This is a genomic window from Kiritimatiellia bacterium (assembly GCA_018001225.1).
Lineage (GTDB): Bacteria > Verrucomicrobiota > Kiritimatiellia > CAIQIC01 > JAGNIJ01 > JAGNIJ01.
In genome coordinates this window covers 61,161-79,955 of the sequence record JAGNIJ010000010.1, presented here as the reverse complement: position 1 = coordinate 79,955, position 18,795 = coordinate 61,161, and the positions used below count along the sequence as shown (strand labels likewise).

Sequence of the window (18,795 nt, the reverse complement as noted above, 5' to 3'; positions counted from 1 at the left end):
GGGCTTGACATATTTTTTTCCGCGGCGTCAAACTTTTATAGAGAGGAGGATTGGTACGATGCGCTCGGCATCTCCGGGCGGGGGCGCGGCGCTCGCGGGCCTGCTGGCCTTGATGGCGACGGCCGGGGCGCAGGAACTGTCCCTCACTTCGTTTTCCCACCGCGGCACCCTCAAGTGGAGTTATCCGACCAACCGGATCATCGAATACCGCCTCCAGGGGGCCACCGATCCCGGCGATCAGAACTGGAGCGATATCGGGTGCACCCTGTCGCCGACCGGGACGGTCATGACCGCCCCGGTCCCGATGGCGTTCCGGGTCAAGGCCCGCCTGATGGTCCCCGAGTCCATGGTCCTGATACCCGGCGGGGTCATTTCCGGTACCAATCCGCTGGCCCCGCTGGAGACGACCAACACCTGGTATCCCGAGACGTACAGCCACACCGTGGATTCCTTCTACATGGATCGGTACGAAGTGACCCGGGCCCTGTGGTTCGAGGTTCGCGATTGGGCCGTCAGCAACAGTTATTACATCTATGTACCTCCAGGCCTGCCTGACAAGCCACTGAACCACCCCATGATCGAAGTGTTTTTTTATGACTGCGTGAAATGGTGCAATGCGCGCAGCGAGAAGGCGGGGCTTGATCCGGTCTATTACACAAACGCCTCCTTGACGGCCGTGTTCAGGAGTGTCTGGTGCACAAACCTGTATGTTGACGAATCGGCGAATGGATACCGGTTACCGACCGACGAGGAGTTTCAATACGCTGCGCGGGGCGGGCTGCAAAGCCAGCGGTTTCCCTGGGGCGATGAGATTCAGCATGCACGGGCAAACTACTACAGCACCAACGTGTATCCGTACGATACGAGCCCAACGAGGGGGCTGCACCCAGGCACCAGCGAACCGTCTCCACCCACGTTGCCGGTAGGCAGTTTTGCGCCGAATGCTTACGGCCTGTACGATATGGCAGGCAATGTCAGCGAGCGAGTCTATACCTTTATTCCGGGCACCGGCACACGGCTCCACAGTGTTCGAGGAGGCAGTTGCGTTGATCGCGCCGAATTACTTCGGGTCGGCCACATGACCAGCGGGGATGCGTACACGGCCGACATGGACACGGGTTTCCGCACGGTCCGAAGCGTGCCGTAGTGAACGTGTTGAGGAAATGATCGTGCAGACAGCGTCATTGATTCGAGGCGGGCTTCTGGCCCTTTTCGTGTTCGGGCCAACCGTGGTCCAGGCTACGGAGGAAATCGTTGAGTCGTCCTTCAGCCACGGCACGGTGCGTTGGACCCATGCCACCAACGGTGTCGTGCAGTACCGGATCGAATGGGCCTGCAGTCCAACGTCCTCTGTCTGGTATGACACGGGGTGCGGCCTGGCGCCGACCGGAACCACCATGGCGTCGACCGTGCCGCGCTTCTTCCGGGTCGCAGTCTGTCCCGTGCCTACAAACATGACTCGACTCCCCGGCGGCATGATTTCCGGGACGAACCTGCTGGCGGCGGGCGAATCGCACAGCACGCTTTACCCCGAGACCTACAATCTGACCGTGGAGTCGTTCTGCATGGACCAGTACGAGGTGACGCTGGCCTTGTGGAACGACGTGCGCGCGTGGGCGGTCACGAACGGCTATTCGTTCCGTAGCGGGAGCGGCAAGGCCACCAATCACCCCGTGTACTGGGTGGACTGGTACGATTGCGTGAAGTGGTGCAACGCACGCAGCCAGAAGGAAGGCCGGGAACCGGCCTACTACACAGACGCGGCGTTCACCTGGGTCTACAAGGCCGGCCTGGAACCGGAACCCTTCGTCAAGCCGTCGGCCAACGGGTACCGCCTGCCGACGGCGGACCAGTGGGAGTATGCCGCGCGCGGCGGGCTGTCAAGCCGCCGCTTCCCCTGGGGCGACACCATCCAGCATGCGCGGTCGAACTACAGAAGCAACATGTACGACATCCCCTATGATACCAGCCCGACGTACAAGTATCATCCGGATTACGACAACGATCCCACCCCGTACACGAGTCCCGTGGGGTGTTTCGCGCCGAACGGATACGGACTCTACGATATGGCGGGGAACGTCGAGGAATGGGTCTTCGACTGGCACCCGGACACCGTCGGCATCGGCCGCATGGTACGCGGCGGCCATTGGGGCAGTTACGCCGACCGATGCCGCGTGGGCCATCGCTGGGGCAACTTCATTGACTACGAAGGCAATGACGTGGGACTACGGACCGTGGTGCTTATCAATCCGTAATAAGCTGCCGCGGGACGAGGGCATCCTGTCTTCAAGAACAGCTTACCGGTACTCGTCTTTCCTCCGCCGCAATTCGGCGAAGACCCGCGCCGGTTCCAGGCCGGTCAGTCCCAGCCGTTGGAGAAGCTCGGGGGCGTCCGACCGCAGGAAGGGATTCGTGGCCTTTTCCTCGGCAAGCGTGGACGGCACGGTGGGACGGCCCTCCCGGGCGCGGGCCTGGAGGTCGGTCAGCCGCCGGCGGATCTCCTCGTTGTCGGGCTGCAGTTCCGCCGCGAACTGGAGATTCTCGACCGCGTAATCGTGGCCGCAGAATACCAGCGTATCGTCGGGCAGCAGCGAAAGCGCATGCAACGACCCCCACATGGTCGCGGAGCCGCCCTCGATCAGCCGTCCGCAACCGCCGGTAAAGAGCGTGTCGCCCGTCCACAGGGCCGGGCCCGACGGGAGGTAGTAGCAGAGATGATTCCGGGTATGGCCGGGCGTGCCCACGACCTCGATGGTGAGGGGCCCCAGCGCGAGACGGTCCCCGTCCGCCACGGCCCGATCGAGCGCGGGGATGCGAACGTCGCCGGGCCCCGCCACCCGGCAGCCCGTCCGGGCCTTCAGTTCCTCGTTACCGGCGACGTGGTCGAAATGGTGATGCGTGTTGAGGATCAGGTCCAGCTTCAGGCCCCGAGCCTTCACCTGATCGAGCAACGGGGCGGCATCCGCCGGATCCACCGCCGCGGCCCGGCCGCCTGCGGCGACGAGGTAGCTGAAGTTGTCGCCCAGCACGGGTACGATCACGACGAGCGCGTCGCGCAGCGGATACTCAAAACAGCGCGCCTTCGTCATGGGGATTCCTTTCGCGGGCGATTTCCGCCAGTTCGGGGTATTGTCGCAGAAGATCCGGCGGCACGCGAACTTTCCGGCCGGAGAGCATAGCCTTGAGCTGCAACGCGTTGGCCAGCTCCTTGCCCTGGTAGTGGTTGTTGGCCACGATCGTCAGGGACCGGAACGTCCTGGCCAGCGCGACGGCGCGGGCGCGGATGTCCTCCAATTCTGTTTTGGAATAGAGGTAGTTGTAGGTTTCGTCCCGCCCGGCCTGGCGGTCGAACCACGCCGCGCGGTTGCGTCCGTGCAGGCGCAGATACCCATGCTCACCGACCCGGCATTCGCGCAGGTCGAACGAGTCGCGGCCCGTGGGATAGTCCAGGTTCGCCACGGTCACCCCCAGCCCGGCCAGGAACTCCAGGTTCGCCGGGGCCTGCCAGGATCGGTGCCGCATTTCCATGACCAGGACGGCCGCGCCGCCGAACGATCCGGCAATGGACCGGAGCCGTTTTCGAGCATCCGGCGAGTCCGCGAAATCGTACCGGAACTGGGCGAGGAGGTGCCGGAGCCGGCCGACGTCCGAAATGGGCTTCAGCCCGTCGAGGAACGCGCGGGCCGCGGCTTCCGAGAACCGCCCCTCGTGGGTGAAGTCGCGGTGCAACTTGGCGCTGAAAAAGAAATCCGGGAGGTCCGCGGTCTGCCGCGCCCAGGCGGCCGCCGTCTTCGCGGCGGGCGGGCGGTAGAAGGTGCTGTTGATCTCGATCAGGTCGAGGTAGCCCGCGACGAACCGCAGCTTGTCCTTTTCCCGGCGGGAGTATACATAGCCCTCCCAATCCGGGTAGGACCAGCCGGCCACCCCCACGTGAATGCTGCCCGCGGCCTCGGTCATGCGATCCGAGTATAGGGCGTTCGGCCGGCGGATGCCCGCGAAAAAAGTCTACGGCTCGCACTGGTTGAGCCAGAGCGTGTTGGTCGAGTCGTAGTGGACAAACACGAGGTCCAAGGCGCTCTCGCGGTTGATGTTTCCGACCGCGACGGCCTGCCCCCGCTCGCTGCCAAGGGACTGGCTGCTCCGGGCGAAGTTGGTGCCGTCGAGGCCGAACCAGACGGTGTTGTCCTCCCAGCCGGACATGGCGATATCGAGCCGCAGGTCGCCGTCCAGGTCCGCCACGGCCACGCCCGTGCCGTCGGACGAGTCCGCGCCCAGCGGATACGCCTCCAGCACGCCGTTCGTGCGATTAAGATACACGATGCCGGGACCCGGCCAGGCGTTCGCCACGACCACGTCCCGCCAGCCGTCGCCGTTCAGGTCGGCGATCGCCGTGCCGCGGCTGTCGTCCACGCGGCTGTCCGTCCCCCAGAGGGTGAAGCGGGCGCGGCCGTCGTTCCGGTAGCACCGGTTCGCGACGCTGTTGGCGACGTACGCATCCAGGTCCCCGTCGTTGTCGAGATCCCCCAGCGCCACGCCGTAGCTGCGGTCCAGGATGAACGCCGACTGGTCCACGGGCGCGAATACGCCGGACCGGTTGTTGGTCAGCACCAGGTTCTTGAACCCGAACGCCGCGCTGCCCCGGCAGATGAACAGGTCGTCGTTCGTATCGCCGTTCAGGTCGCCCACCGCGACGGCGGTGCAATAGGTGTTCGTCGCCGCGTACAGGCCGCCGGTGAACACGGCACTGCCGCTGTTGTACCAGATGCGCGCGCCGTCCGGGCCCGCCGTGAGCACGTCCACGCGCGCGTCGCCGTTGAGGTCGGCCGCGGCGGCGCCGTACACCGTGCCGGTACCGAGCCGCTGACCGCTGTCGGTCACAACGGGATAGAAACCCTCGTTGGTCGCCACGAGAAGGATCTGCGCCGGCCCGTTGTAGCCCACGAACATGTCCAGCGTGCCGTCCTCGTTGAAGTCCGCCAGCGCGAGGGCATAACCGCGCTGGTCCCAGAGCGTCGGGAGATAGGCCAGGGCAAACTCGCCGCAGTTGGTGGGGATGATTTCGACCCGCACGCGGTAGTAGGTCGCGTCGGCGGCGAGGTCCAGGTCCCGCACGGTGCAGGTGGCGCCGGCGAGGGACTCGGAATAGGCGAACGAATCGCTCCAGTCGGGGGCCAGCAGGGCCGTGGATCGCAGGACGTCATACGTCCGGCTATCCAGCCGCGGATGATAGAACACGTCGCCTTGCGTGGTCACCTGCTCGATCCGCTCGTTCCACAGCTTAAAGAAGGAACCCTCGTCGTCGGGTTGCGTGCCGGTGACGTACTCGTTCCGGTTGTCCCGCCGGTCGCCATCCGGGTCGGCGTCCGCCAGGCCGTCCGGGTTGTCCGCGCCGAAGTTCTCGACCTGCCACGAATCCTTGATGTCGTCGCCGGCGTAGATTCCGAAGTTGTCCGAATCGGCGTCCATGACCGTCTGCGTCGCGGAACCCGCCAGGCCGAAGTAGAGCCCCGTGACGGCCGTGCGGATATCGGCATAGACGATGGCGGCCACGAGCCGGCCGTCGGGCGTAACACTGGCGAAAGGATAGGCCGGGCTGGCCCACTGGACATCGTTGCTGCCGAGCGGCGAGACCGTATCGTCATCCCAGCGCGCCACCGCGGCCACCTGGCCGGTCGTCCCCTCGTCCATCGGGATCGGCGTCACGCTCACGTTCACGCCGGCCAGGTCCATGAGCTGGCCCGGGTAGCCGCCTTTCAGAACGGTCCCGCTCCCGGCAAGGTCTCCGATGGCTCCCATGCTGGCGTCGTTGACATAGGCCGCGCCCGCCGCGCGCTGTCCGCCGCCGTCCAGCGTGTCGGCGGTCACCGCATAGACGCCGCCCGTGCGCGTGCCGGTCGCCGCGGCGGCGCACAGGAACAGCGCCGCCAGGACGGCCAAGCTCTGTCGCATCGCGATCATGGATTAGCCGAAGGCAACAGCTTCTCCAACTGTTCCACGCGCCGATGAAGTTCCGCGATCTCCCGCTCCTTCGCCTGCAACGCGGCCTCCAGTTTCCGGTTCAAGCCCTGGATGGCGGCGAGGGCGACGCCGTCGGCGTCCACGGTGAAGATGCCCCGCTCGGTATTGCCGAGGCCGAAGGCCGCGTGGAAATCCTGGGCCATCGGGCCCAGGTGCGTGCCGGACGCGTCGTCCTTGAAGTTCCAGGTCGCCATGGGCAGCGCCGAGACACCGTCCAGGATAACCTCCGCGTCCACCGGCCGGAAATTCTCCTTCATCTCGCTGTCGCTGGAGGTGAGGTACGCCGTGGCCTGGACCGTGCCGACCACGTGCAGCTTGTTGGTCGGGTTGGTCGTGCCGATCCCGACGTTGAGCGTGTTCGGCTGGACGACCAGCGCCGCCACCTCCGCCGTCTGGATCATGTAGGTGGAGAAGTGGTAATCGTAATCAACCGAGTAACTGGATCGGCCTCTCGCGTAGACGTTGGTCGAGGCTCTCACCGTCAACTCGGCGGAGTAGTTATGAAAGTAGAAGGTGTACTGGTTGCTGGCAATGAGTGAAACAGGCGATTCGAGGGTGAACGTGCGGGCTTGATTCACGTGGTCGCCGCCGACGGTCTGGGAGCAAAGCACGGCCCCGGTGGCGCCCTCGCCGTTGTAGATGCTTAACGTGGCCGTCCACAGCCCGCCGGTATAGGAATAGACATACGCCTGAACGGCGGCCAAGGTGCCGTTGGTTCCCGCGGTAAAGGATTGCCAGGCGCCCCATCCGCTTAAATACCAGCCGAAGTTCGCGTTCGTCTGGTCCGTCACCCATTTCGAGCCGTACACCTGAAACGGCCCGTCGCCCCAGCTTTGCCCCACGATCATTGTTTTCCCCCACACGTCCAGCGTGCTCACGTTCAGGTTCGTGAGCGCGGAGCCGTCTCCATGAAACGCGGTAGCCGTCACCGTTCCGTTCACGTCGAGGGCCGTGGACGGGTTGGTCTTGTGAATGCCCACGTAGTTGTTGGTCCACACGGCCAGGGCCGAGGCGCCGCCGCCGTTCTGGATGAGCACCTTGCCGCTGTTGTTGCGGATCACGAAGTCGCCGCCCGCGGCGTCCGTGCTGTATTGTCCGCCCGCCGCCGCCTGGCCGAGTTCCCCGTGCACGGTGTCGTTGGTGCTGAAGGAAATGGCCGGGGCGACCCCGGCGCCCGCGCCGTCCACGCGGAGGCCGTCGGCGGCGCTCGTGACCCGGACCTCGAGCCGCTTCTGCGGATTGGTCACGCCAATGCCCACGCTGGAAAGGAAGTGGTTGGCCCCGCTGAAGTTCTGGGCCGCGTTGAGGCGCGGGATGTTGGTGGATAACAGCGCGTCGGTCACCGCGCCCGTCATGTTGGCGAAGTTCAGGTAGTACCAGCCGTGCTGCCCGTCCAACTGGTCCGCGTTCACGCCGGTCACGCTCGCGCCGTTCCCGGCAAAGCCGGCGGCATGGACCGTGCCCGTGAACGTTGGACTGGAGCTTAATTGCGCAAAGGACGCGGCATGCAGGCCATCCACCTGGTCCGCATTCACGCCCGTCAGCGACGCACCGCCGCCCGCGAATCCGGCGGCGTGCACCGTGCCGGTGAACGTCGGGCTGGAAGTCAACTGCGCGAAGGACGCGGCGTGCAGTCCGTCCACCTGGTCGGCGTTCACACCCGTGAGCCCGGCCCCGCTGCCCGCGAAGGCGGTTGCCGTCACGGTGCCGTTGACATCGAGCGGTGTAGCCGGGCTGGTCTTGTGAATGCCGACGTAATTGTTGGTGGCCACCACGAGGCCGGCGGCCCCGGAGCCGCTCAACACCAGCAGCCGGCCGAACCGGAACACCGCGTCGCCGGGCGCCGCGTCCGAGCTGTAGTTGTGGGCGGCGGCCGCCACGCCGAGCTCGCACAGCATGGTTCCGTTGGTGCACCACTGCAGGCCGGCCGGCACGCCGATGCCGTCCACCCGGACCCCGTCCGCCGACGAGGTCGCCCGCACCTCGAGCCGCTTCTGCGGATTCGTCACGCCGATGCCCACGGTGGAAAGGAAGTGGTTCGCGCCGCTGAAGTTCTGGGACGCGTTGAGACGCGGGATATTGGTGGAGAGCCGCGCGTCGTTCACCGTGCCGGTCGTATTCGCGGCGTTCAGGTAATACCAGCCGTGCTGCCCGTCCAATTCGTCGGCGTCCCCGGCCGTCCGGGCGTTATCGGCGTTGGCGGCCACCAGGGCGTAGCCGGACGCGGCGACGCGCTGGTCGGGCGAGAGTAGCTGCGGCGTCGAGCCCTGGGGCGCGAACCAGACGCGCAGGCGCACGTCGGAATTGGTGAAGAGGGCCGCCGTCATGGCGCCCATGTTCGCCTCGTTCGTATCGCCCAGCAGCACCGAGTACAGGCCCTTGGTCACCGTGGTGGTCACGGCATTGACGCCGTTGCTCCAGTACGTGGTCGTCCCGGCGCCGTTCACCAGCGCGAACCGGAACTGGCCCGAGCCGTCGTAATTCGTTCCGCCCACGGCGACCCGGCCCTGGTAGTTCAGGATGGAGGGCGCTTGCGCCCCGGCGGGGGCCGCCGCCCCGAGGAGCAGCGCGGCCATGCAGATGTATGTGCGCGTTTTCAAGGTTGGTTCTCCTGTTTGCTCATTCCCGCTCACCGCGCCTCCAGCCGCTCCACCCACTGCCGGACCTCCCCGCTGTTCTCGGCATGGGACAGCGCGGCGCAGGCCCTCACGAACGTCCGGATGACCTGGTCGTGCCGCGCGGCGTATTCCCGGTTGTCGATCTGTTGCTCCGAAAGCAGGAGGCGCGCTCGCTCGAGCTGGAACGCGGCCTGGTCGAACGCGGGGCGGACGTCGGCCGGGACCAGCGGCCCGTTGAAGAGTTCCCGGACGCGCCGTTGCTCGTTCTCGGCAAGGCTGAAGAGCGGCAGCCGCACCTCCTGCCCGCCCGGGCGCCGGAACAGCACGGTCCGCCCGTCGCACTCGACCGCCTCGGCCTCCAGGATATCGCCCGCCGCGTTGGTCCAGGTGTCCGCGCCGGCCCGGGCCGCGGCCAGCAGGACCGCCAGGCCGATCCCCCATCGCGCCACCGGCCTCATTTCACGACCTCCAGGCGGATCAGTTTCATGTCCTCGCGCGGCTCGACGTAGAAGTACTTCCACCCCGACGACGTGGCCACGTAGCGGTTGCTGTCGCCGCCGGTGCTGACGACCCGGAACGGCGTGGAGGTCCATTGCATCCCCTGCCCCTGGACCTGCGCGGGCGCGGACTTGATTTCGTAGGTGGTGCCCTGGACGGTCAGGAAGCGCACGGCGAGCAGGTTATCCGCCGTCCACATCCACTTGTAGACCTGAAACACGTCGCCCGCGAGTTCCGGGGCCGTCCCGGCGTTGAACTCATCGATATTCGGCACGCCGTCCCCGTCGAAGTCGTCGCCGGGCAGGACCTCGCTGATGTCGGAAAACTGCCCGCCCGAGTTCCAGATGATCAACTGCGTCTCCCACAGGTCCGACATGCCGTCGTGGTCCTCGTCCGTCCCCATGCCCAGGTTGAGGCGCACGGCATCGCCCGCGGCCCCGACCACGGGCACGGAGGACGTGTTCATCAGCGGCTGGAACTCGCCGCCGCGGTAGACGCTGATGGCGGCCGTGTCGCCGGTACGCGCGGCGTACGACGCGTACCGCATGCTCTTCGCGTAGTCCACCGGCACTTCGAGGATATAGTTGATCCCGTCGCCCAGTTGCTCGTTCACCGTGAAGCGCGCGCACTCGTTGGTGTCCACGTCGAGCACGATCTCCACGTCCTTGTCCAGCGTCACCGGCCAGCCGTACTCGTCCGTCAGCAACCCGTAGTACCGGAACGAAGGCAGCGGCGGGATCGCGCCGGAATCCGGCACCAGGGTCGCGATCAGCAGGAATGCAGCGGTTACCAGTTTCATGTTCGCCTCTTCAGTTTCCCGAATACGAGTAGGTTTCGAACAGCAGCTTGATGTCCTTGACCCCTTCGCCGTCGCCGGTCCGGCCGTTGATGAACATCTCCAGCGCCAGGGACCGGTCGCCGTTGAGCGAACCGGCGGGGATGATGAGGTACCACTGGGAGTTCCAGACGGAGCGGCCGATCAACCGGCTGCTGTAGTTGATGCGCGAGTCGCCCCAGACGCCGGTGTCGTCGAACGCGCCGAGGGCGCTGTAGCGGCGGATCTCCGCCAGCGGATCGGGCAGGGAGTCGTAGAGCGGGATCCAGTCGGCCTCGTTGATCTCCGCGCTGCCGATGGTGTACGGCACCGGGATCGCCTGGTCCAGCACCTGCCACGAGCGCAGCGTGTTGCCGGTCAGGTCCGAGGGCGAGCGCATGACGTCCACGCCGACGGGGATCAGGTAGGCCTCCGGCGTGTTCGCCAGGCCCACCGGGTACGACACGTTCGCGGCATAGTTGCTGAACCAGATGCCGACGCTGCGGATCTTGGTCGCGAACTCGGTCGAGCTGAAGGCGTGGTCCCCGCCGGCCAGCACCCGGCCGAAGAAGTTATGGCCGAAATCCACGGTCGTGCTGAACGGGATGACCAGGGCCGGCTCCTTCGCCCGCAGCCCGCCCTCGGCCGCGAACGGGATACAGTACCGGCGGAATTCCGGCACGGCGAACAGGTCGTCCACCTTGTACGAGTTCAGCGCCGTGCGCCACGCGGCGTCGCCCGAGGCGCCCGGCAGGATACGGAACAATTCCGTGCGCAGGGAGAACCACGTCCGTCGCCAGCTCGGATTGTTGAAGCCCAGCCGCCCGTCCAGCACCGTCCAGTTGGCGCTCATGCGGGCCAGGATATCCGCCAGGCCCGGCTCGCCGACGGGCCCGCCGACCTGCGGCTCGCCGTCCACGATCCGGCCGATCGTCCGCGCGCGCACGACGTCGCCGAGGAACCGGCTGCCGGGATCGGTGGCCGACTCCGCGGGCAGGAGGCCCGTCTCGTAGTCGTAGGCCTTCGCGGCAAGGTACGTGTACATCGCCGCCAGCTCGAAGGCCGAACTGTACCGGCTCAAGGCGTCGTTGCGGAAGAGGCGGAACGCCATGTCGCTGTACCGCATCGAGGCCACGCGATTGGCGACCTCCAGCCGGTCCCGCTGGCGGCTCGCCAGCAGGCGCTGCCCTTCCTGCTCGATGGCCAGCGCGTTCTGGCAGGCCTGGAGCAGGCCCTGGTAGGCGACCTTGGTGGCCGCCAGTTGCTGGGACTGCGCCCGGACCAGTTCGCCCAGCTCGGTTTCCTGGTCGATCGCCTCCAGCTTCCACTCGTGCGTCAGCTTGGACAGTTCGGCTCCGTACTCCGTCGTCTCCACGAGCCATTTGTCGGCGATGACGATCATGTCGAGGATGTACTGCTTGACCCCCATGGCCGCTTCGATCGCCTTGCCCGTGCCCACGATAACGGACCGCAACAGGGAGAAGATGTCTCCCCCGCTGGCCACGCCCATGATCTGATTCATGATTTGGGCGCTGATGGAGACCTGGACATTGCCTTTATGAACCTCCTCCTTCCACTTGTGCACGAGCTTCTTGATTTTCGCGATGGACGAGAGCGTGCTGTGGGCCTCCTTCAGTGTTTTCACGGCCACGCTGTTGGCGTAGTCGGCGTCCTTGTACGGCGCGAAGGTCTGCACGTACCAGTCCACCATTTCAATCAGGTACTCGGTTTTGGCTTCGTAGGTCTCCAGCGCCTGGAGATAGGCGAGCCACTGCTTCAGGAACTCCGCGTAGGCGATCTGCAGCCGGCCCTCGGCGCGCCGGGTCCCCGTCCACTCGGTCGGCTTGCACGGCAACCCGTTGTCGGCGTAGTGGAACGTGATCATGTTCGTCACGCCCTCCTCCTCCTCGCCGGGCGGCTCGTTCGTCGCGAACCCGTACACGTTGAGGATGGACTCCGCCCCGTCGCCGATGAACTCGTAGGTCCGCGCGGCGATGGGCTCGACCTCCTCCGTGCTCCAGCCGAGGGCGCTCATGTCCACGTACATGTAGTGGTAAAGGTCCGGGCCGTCGTAACCCTGGGGATAGGTCTTTCCCGTGCCGATGTCGTCGGAGTACGGGTAGCCGTAGATCTCGATGATGCGCCGCGTGTAATCCGCCTCCTGGCTGATGGCGGCGGCCTGGAAGTTGTTGGCGCTCTGCTGCTGCTGCCGAAGCAGGCGGGTGGCGTCCTGGACGCCGTCGAACACGGTCCGGGCGTTGTTCAGCGCGGTCTTGGCGCGAGCGAGGACCTGCTCGAAGTGCGAGCCGCCCGCGTCGATGTCGAGCGGATCGATGTCGAAGGGAATGGACGTCCGGGCCAGGCCGAGCGGGTTCAGGCCGCGGTCGGCGTTGTCCACCGCCGCCTGCGCCGAGCGCAGGTTGGCCGCGAGTTCGCCCAGCGCGCTGACCGTGGAGCGGTCGATCCGCAGGATGCCGGGGTCGTCGTACTCGTTCATCGCGGCCAGGGTGACGACGTCGTTGGTCCAGGACGTCGCCTCCACGGCGTGGGCGTGGCGGCCGCCGGGGGCATGGTCCAGCAGGAGCGTCCCCTCGCCCTCGTTGACCGGCCAGTACGCCACGAGGCCGGGCTCGGCGCCCGTCAGGCGCTGGCGCATGGCGCCCGTGAGCTCCCCGGCGGTGCGGGCCTTGCTCCAGACCCGGAGCTCGCAGAACTGGCCGTGGTAGTTTTCCAGCTCGCTGCCGTCTCCCAGCCCCATGGTGCAGCTCGGGAGCTGGATGGCCGTCGGCGACTCCATGCCGCCCTGCTCCTTCACGAGCAGCCCGTTGATGTAAAGGCGGCCCACGTGCCCGTCCAGCACGCCCGCGATATGCGTCCACACGCCCGTCTCGATGGCGGCGCCGCTGTACAACGCGGACCACGTGTTCGTGACCGCCACGAGAAGGGCCGGCTCCACGCCGGACAGGAGCTTGATTTCCACGTTGTCGCCCCCGAGGTTGGAGAACCGGGCCAGGTCCATCTCGGCCGAGCCGCCGGTGTTCGCCGTCTTGATCCAGAACTCCACGGTGAAGTCGCCGTTGAAATACGCGTTGGTCGGCAGCTGCGCGTAGCCCGCCCCGGCCAGAACCAGCGAGGCCACGTTGGTCTGCCAGTCCGCCGACGCCGGCAGCAGCGAGTTCCCGACCGCCCAGTTGCACAGCGCGCCGACGCCGATCCGGGTCCCCCACTGCCCGACGCCCCAGGCCCGGTTGGTGTTGCTGTCCGCGTAGCCGGGGAACAGTCCGTCCTGGGACTCGTCGTAGCTCTGCCGGTACGTCCGCTGGAGGATGTCCACGCCCGCGCGCGCGAGGGCCGCAGCGGCCTCGGCGAATTTCTTCTCGTCGAAGTAATCGGCGTCGATCGTCACGTCGTTCATCAGCATCGGCGTGATGGACGGCACGCCCCAGTCGAACGTCGGGTGCCGCAGGAGCTTGTAGTAAACCGTCAGCGCGTCGAGGTAGTAGCCCCACGCGTCGCCGTGGCCCTGCGGGAACCGCTGCTTGGCCGTCACCGCGTCGATGATCGCGTTGGTGTGCCCGGTGATGTCGTAGTTGACGGCGTACGCCACCTCGCCGGCCGTGATGCCCTTGGTGAAGTTCCAGAACAGGCGGTTGTACACCGGCGACACGCCCATGCCCGGCGAGAGCGAGGCGTTGGCCCGCCCGCGCAACAGGGCGAGTTCCTCCTCGATCAGCGAGGCGGTCTGGTTGTCGAAGCAGAAGAGTGACGAGGCCAATTCCCCGTAATTCACGTTCAGCGGCGTGCTGTTGTTCACCAGCATGGTGGACCCGAAGCCGATGGTCGGGTCCATCGCGTCGGCGTAGGCCTCGTTGCCGAGCAGCATGTAGAGGTCGTTCAGGCGCGAGGCCGCCAGCAGGAGTTGCTGGTTGGCGGCCGCGTCGTGCAGCCCGGCCATGTCCAGCACCCGCTCCGCGCGGTTGAGCACGGTCTGGTAGAGCTGGATCAGCCCGACGTTGTCGAGGTTCTCCTGGTTCAGCGCCACGTCGCCCTCGTAAGGCGGGCCGGCCTGGCTGATCATGCTGACCTGTGTTTCGACCGGGTTGTTGTACAGGTCGCGCATCCGCTGCTCGAACGGCGTCAGCGCGTTGAGGATCCGCTGCACCCAGCCCTCGGCCAGGCTGAACTCCGTGAACTCGCTCCAGTTCGTGCCGACGACATGCATCACCGTGTTCGACTGCGCGCGGTAGCGGACGGCGAAGAAGCGGTTGATCAGGTCCTCCGGCGCCTGGCCGTTGAGGATGAGGCTGTTGAGGCCCACCCCGTTCGTGTAGATCTCGCAGGCCAGCGGGTCGGTGGGCGTGGTGCCGTCGGCGTTCGGCTCTGTCCAGCGCCACTCGAACACGTAGTTCCCCGGCTCGCCCGCGAAATCGAGGCTCATGAGCAGGCTCATCTGCTCGGAGAGCAGGTTGTACCCGTCCTCGATCGGGATGATCCGGCCCGTGGCGAGGTTGGTCGAGACCCGGATCAGCGACAGGCTGATGGGCGTGCCCTGGCTGACGCCCATCGCCGGGTTGCTGGCATTGTTGAAGGCCAGGCTCACGTACCCGGCCCCGTCGCCCGGCGCGTGCAGGGCGATGCCGGCGAACGGCTCGTTGGCTTCGACTTCCACTGCGTCCGGGGCCAGCAGGCCGATGGCCCGGACCCAGTCGGCGTGGTGCGCGTTGCCGGTGTCCACGAGGTCGACCAGTATCTCGCGCTCGCCGGCGTCGAGTTCGTTGACCAGCAGGTAGCCGCTCCCGGTCAGCGGCGTGACGTACTCGCCGATCAGCACGAGGTTGCTCCGGCTCAAGTTGGGATTGAAATAGAAGCGCTCGCTCAAGTCGGGCGGCAAGCCGTAGAAGTAGTAGTAGCCGTTTCGCATGTAGATCGTCGGCTCCTCCCCGCCCGTTTCGAACCCGAACGACTCGAGCGAGTTGGTCAGGGTCGTCCCGCGCGCGCACACGGGGTCGAAGAGGAAGACGCTGCGGCCGCCGCCGTTGGTGGCGGACTGCTGGTAGACCACGTCCACGCTCAACTGGTTCCAGATGTCCGGCAGGTCGTCCCGGGCCTCGATCAGCGTGTCGCCCGCGTCCAGCACCGGGATGGACTCCGGCCAGGTGATCGTCCAGTCCACCGCGATCGGCATCCCGCTGGTCGGGTAGCTGCTCCGCTGGTAGTCCTGGGCCGTGAGCGCCGGCAGCCAGGGGATCGCCTCGCCTTCCGCGGGCATCCGGTTGGTCGGCACGCCGGGGAACCAGAAGCCGGGCTGCATGGGATAGTAATTGTGCATGATCACGGCGGCGGTATCGGTGGGCCCGAGGCCGCCGGCGAGGGCGAACCAGGTGTTGTCCCGCGCCTTCCAGGCGGGGCCGGACTCGCGGATATCGCGGCCCGTCCAGTGACTCGGCACCCGGTTCAGCGGGGCCGGCCCCTCGAGCGCCTGGCCGGCCTCGGTGGCGTCCGCGAAGGCCGTGTACACCTCGCTGGTCCGCACGACCCGCAGGGCGTCCATCGCCGGCCGCCCGGTCTCGGGATCGATGTAGTTCACCAGGACGAAGGGCTCGGACTGGTGGAACGCGGCGTTCAAGTCGTCGCGGAAGGCATACACAACGTCGCCGCCGTCCTCGCGGTACAGGATCGCGTGTTCCTCGTTCGGGTTGAAGCCCGGCAAGGCGGCGTCGTTCTGGTAATAAAGGGCCGCCTGCTCGGCCTCGCTATAGATCCGCGAGCCCTCCGCCGGGGCGCCCGGCTCCTCGAGCACCGCGTTGTAGACCAGGGCCTTGCGGCCAGTGATTTCTTCCACAATCAGGTTGCCCTTGTAGGCGTCGAACGGGAAATGCAGCGTCAGGTCCTCGGCGTCCAGCCCCGACACGACGTGGTACATCGCGGCGTGCCGCTGGTCCTCGTCGAGCACGGCGGACCACACGCGGACTTCATCGATCTTGCCGTGGAATCGCTCCGCCAGGTCGTCGGACCCGATGTAACAGTTGGTCCGCAGGACGGCGACCGGGACGGGCAGGCCGGGCCGGGTCGCCAGCACCTGGTTGTCGGCGTAGAGCGTGGCCGTGGAACCGTCCAGCGAGGCCAGGACGTATATCCAGCGGCCGGTCGGCGACGGCACGGCCGCGCTGGCGAGCCCGTGCGTCGCGCCGTCGGCGGTGCCCAGGTAGAGGGTGCCGGTCGAGGAGATCGCGAGGTGCACGCGGTCCACGCTGTCCGACGGGCCGTTCCCGAAGGAAAGGATCGGGGCGATCTGCCCGGCGGCCGGCAGGGAATACAGGTACACCCACGCCCCCACGGTGAAATCGCCCTCGAAGTACGTGTCGTGGCGCAGGATCACGCTGCCCGCGGGGCCGTCGTTGGTGAACACCACGCAGGAGCCCTGCTCGTACAGGCCGCCCTGCTGGCTGCCCTGCCCGCTGGCCAGCACGATGTGCGGGCTCTCGTTGGACGCGGGCCAGACGTTCCGGTAGCGCTGCACCCAGTTGGGGATGTAGAAGGGGCTCGGCATGCCCGGGTACTGGATCTTCTCGCTCCACCAGACTTCGACGTCGCTGTTCGTGTTCACGCCGTAGATCGCGGTCTCGGCCGCCGGGTCGGAGACGCTGGCGTAGTGGTAGAGCGACGTGTTGAAGGACGTCCCGAACGACTCGTAGATGTAGCCGTGCGTCTCCGAGTAGGCCGCGGAATCGCTCATGCCGATCGCGCCGACGTCGGGAAGGTAGCACCGGTTGGTCGCCAGGCCGTTGTACCGCCCCGTCAGGTCGTGCAGGTGGGCCAGCGAATCCAGCGCGTTGATCGGGAAGTAGGCCTTCAGGCCCTGGTTCGTCAGGGTGGCCATGTTGTATCCGCGGTGGTTGCCCGCGATGGCCGTCAGCACCTGCGTCGAGTTGAGCCCGATGTCCCACACGCGGATGTTGTCGATGAAGCCGTCGAACGGCGCGCTATTGGTGCCGGTGAGGTTGCCGAGGTAGATCGGCGAGCTGTTGGTCTGGAGGACCCCGTTCGTGCCCAGGGTCGCGCGGCCGCCCAGCGAGCCGTCCACGTACAGGGACAGTGTCCGGCCCTGCAGCGCGAGCGCCAGGTGCGACCACCGGAAGGACTGCACGCGGTTGGTCGAGGTCAACGTCGCGAGCCAGGGCGAGTTGGTCCGGCCCGAGCCCAGGCTCGCCGTCAGCGTGCCGGCCGAGGCGGCGGAGCCGGACTGGATGACCAGGCGGACCTGGTTGCTCCACGCCTGGCCGCCGGGCGTATTCTTGTCGAAGACGGCCATCTCGGTGTTGGTCTGGTCCTCGAGGTTCCCGGGCATGACCCAGCATTCGAGCGTGAAGTTCGTGGCCAGCGGCAGGCCCGACGGCGCCAGGACCGCCTGCGCGCCCTCCCCTTCCGGGAACAGGATGGACCGGGTCGTGGCAAAAGGCTGGATCTCGCGGCTGATCATCCACTCGGTCGGGTTCAAATCGAAGGCCGGGTACTCCCTCGTGATGAGCTCCAGCGGCAGGAACCAGACGTTGTCATCGTCGCCCAGCAGTTGCACCAGGCAGCGGCCCTCGTTGGTGGTCGTGACCAGCGTGGTGGGATCCGACAGCGTCGCGCACCCGTCCTCGGGCTCCTGGTAAGCCATGATCGAGGGCGTCAGGTTCGACGGGAAGTACAGCGCCGCGCCGTAGTCGGGTCCGTCGCCGCGCACGAACTTGCGGCACTCCGGCCATTCCGCGGCGTAGTCGTCGACCTCGTAGAACCACCGCGTCCCCACCAGGTCGGCGACCTTCCAGTAGACCTCGATGCTCCAGGGGTCGTCCACCGACCGCCGGATCGGGAAGAGCCAGTCCTGTTTCGGAACGGGCGAGCCGTCGGACGACGTATGCTGGTAAAGGTACGGGTTCTCGCCCATCAGCCCGGCCGTGATTTCCGGCGTCAGTTCGGCCACGGCCGCCCAGCCGCCCTGCGGGAGCAGGCGCTCCCCGAGCCGGGCGTCCAGGGTCTGGTTGTCCGGCGGCATGACCTCGATCACGATCACGCTGCCCGTGTTGACCTGGTCGTTGTACATGCCGGTCTTGAAGTACTGCATGACGATCATGCCCTGCTGCCCGCCCACGGCGTTCACGCCGCCGGAATCGTCGATGTACAGCCCGGCGAGCACGTTGCTCACGACCACGTTGTTCTCGTTGGTCGTGACGACCCATTGCGGGGCCGTGACCTGGTCGTTGTAGTGGAACCGGACGAACTTGCCGTTCAGGTTGACCTTCGGCGCGCCGCGGTCCGTCCAGTACACGCGGTAGGGCCGCCCGGCGGGCGCCGCCTCGACGATGTACGTCGTGTCCACCTCCGTCCCGTCGTCGAACTTCCAGCGGATCACCACCTCCCCGCCCGCGGCCGCGTAGAGGGTCCGGACCGAGGGCTCGAAGAAGGCGTTTCCGGCCGGCGTGATGAGCGAGGCGTTCGTCATCGCCGACCAGGCCACGGCCGCGCCGGACGTCATTACCGGCGGATTCAGCGCCTGGCCGAGGTAGGCGTCGGGCTTCAGGTGCTCGACGTTGTGGCCGAAGATGGAAGACTTGAGCACCAGGTTGGTCGCCCCGAGGTTGTTCGTGGCCCACACACCGCCCACGTGGCCGCCGGCCTGGACGGGCACGGAGGAGAGGTCCGGCCGGCCGTTGACGAACGGCAGGGCGGCGGGGAACCGGATGGCGTCGTTGCCGGCCACCGTCTGCGCGCGCGCGGGCGCGGCGCAGGCCAGGCCGAGGGCGAGCCCCCACAGGCCGATCCGGGATCGTGGCGAACACCGCGGGATTCGTGTTTTCATGC

The 18,795-nt window shown here is 66.8% G+C and carries 9 protein-coding genes; 2 read left to right on the top strand and 7 right to left on the bottom strand.

Annotated elements, in window-relative coordinates; genetic code table 11:
- Positions 1–58: 58 nt before the first annotated feature.
- Entirely contained in the window at positions 59–1,147 is a 1,089-nt protein-coding gene (locus tag KA248_05300) for an SUMF1/EgtB/PvdO family nonheme iron enzyme (GenBank protein ID MBP7829312.1), read from the top strand.
- A gap of 22 nt (positions 1,148–1,169) precedes the next feature.
- The gene (locus tag KA248_05295; GenBank protein ID MBP7829311.1) at positions 1,170–2,255 is read left to right on the top strand and encodes a formylglycine-generating enzyme family protein; all 1,086 of its coding nucleotides are present in this window, start codon (positions 1,170–1,172) and stop codon (positions 2,253–2,255) included.
- A 42-nt stretch (positions 2,256–2,297) separates the two neighbouring features.
- Here the strand turns inward: KA248_05295 and gloB are convergent, their stop codons facing one another.
- Genes gloB through KA248_05260 form a run of 7 tightly spaced genes read right to left on the bottom strand, consistent with a single transcriptional unit; the run spans position 2,298 to position 18,793 of the window.
- On the bottom strand, positions 2,298–3,089 hold the full coding sequence (gene gloB / locus KA248_05290; GenBank protein MBP7829310.1) for a hydroxyacylglutathione hydrolase: 792 nt from the start codon (positions 3,087–3,089) through the stop codon (positions 2,298–2,300).
- Complete coding sequence (locus KA248_05285) at positions 3,067–3,957, bottom strand: DUF72 domain-containing protein (GenBank protein MBP7829309.1); 891 nt, start codon at positions 3,955–3,957, stop codon at positions 3,067–3,069. The genes gloB and KA248_05285 overlap by 23 nt, the downstream gene beginning before the upstream one ends.
- Before the next feature lie 48 nt (positions 3,958–4,005).
- Positions 4,006–5,958: a VCBS repeat-containing protein gene (locus tag KA248_05280; protein ID MBP7829308.1), complete on the bottom strand. Its 1,953-nt coding sequence runs from the start codon at positions 5,956–5,958 to the stop codon at positions 4,006–4,008.
- On the bottom strand, positions 5,955–8,618 hold the full coding sequence (locus tag KA248_05275) for a tail fiber domain-containing protein (GenBank protein ID MBP7829307.1): 2,664 nt from the start codon (positions 8,616–8,618) through the stop codon (positions 5,955–5,957). The genes KA248_05280 and KA248_05275 overlap by 4 nt, the downstream gene beginning before the upstream one ends.
- A 29-nt stretch (positions 8,619–8,647) precedes the next feature.
- Positions 8,648–9,094: a hypothetical protein gene (locus KA248_05270; protein ID MBP7829306.1), complete on the bottom strand. Its 447-nt coding sequence runs from the start codon at positions 9,092–9,094 to the stop codon at positions 8,648–8,650.
- A complete protein-coding gene (locus tag KA248_05265) occupies positions 9,091–9,933 on the bottom strand; it encodes a hypothetical protein (protein ID MBP7829305.1) in 843 nt (280 codons plus the stop codon). Before KA248_05265 ends, KA248_05270 begins: the two co-directional genes overlap by 4 nt.
- 10 nt (positions 9,934–9,943) lie before the next feature.
- Positions 9,944–18,793: a LamG domain-containing protein gene (locus tag KA248_05260; GenBank protein ID MBP7829304.1), complete on the bottom strand. Its 8,850-nt coding sequence runs from the start codon at positions 18,791–18,793 to the stop codon at positions 9,944–9,946.
- Positions 18,794–18,795 lie beyond the last annotated feature (2 nt).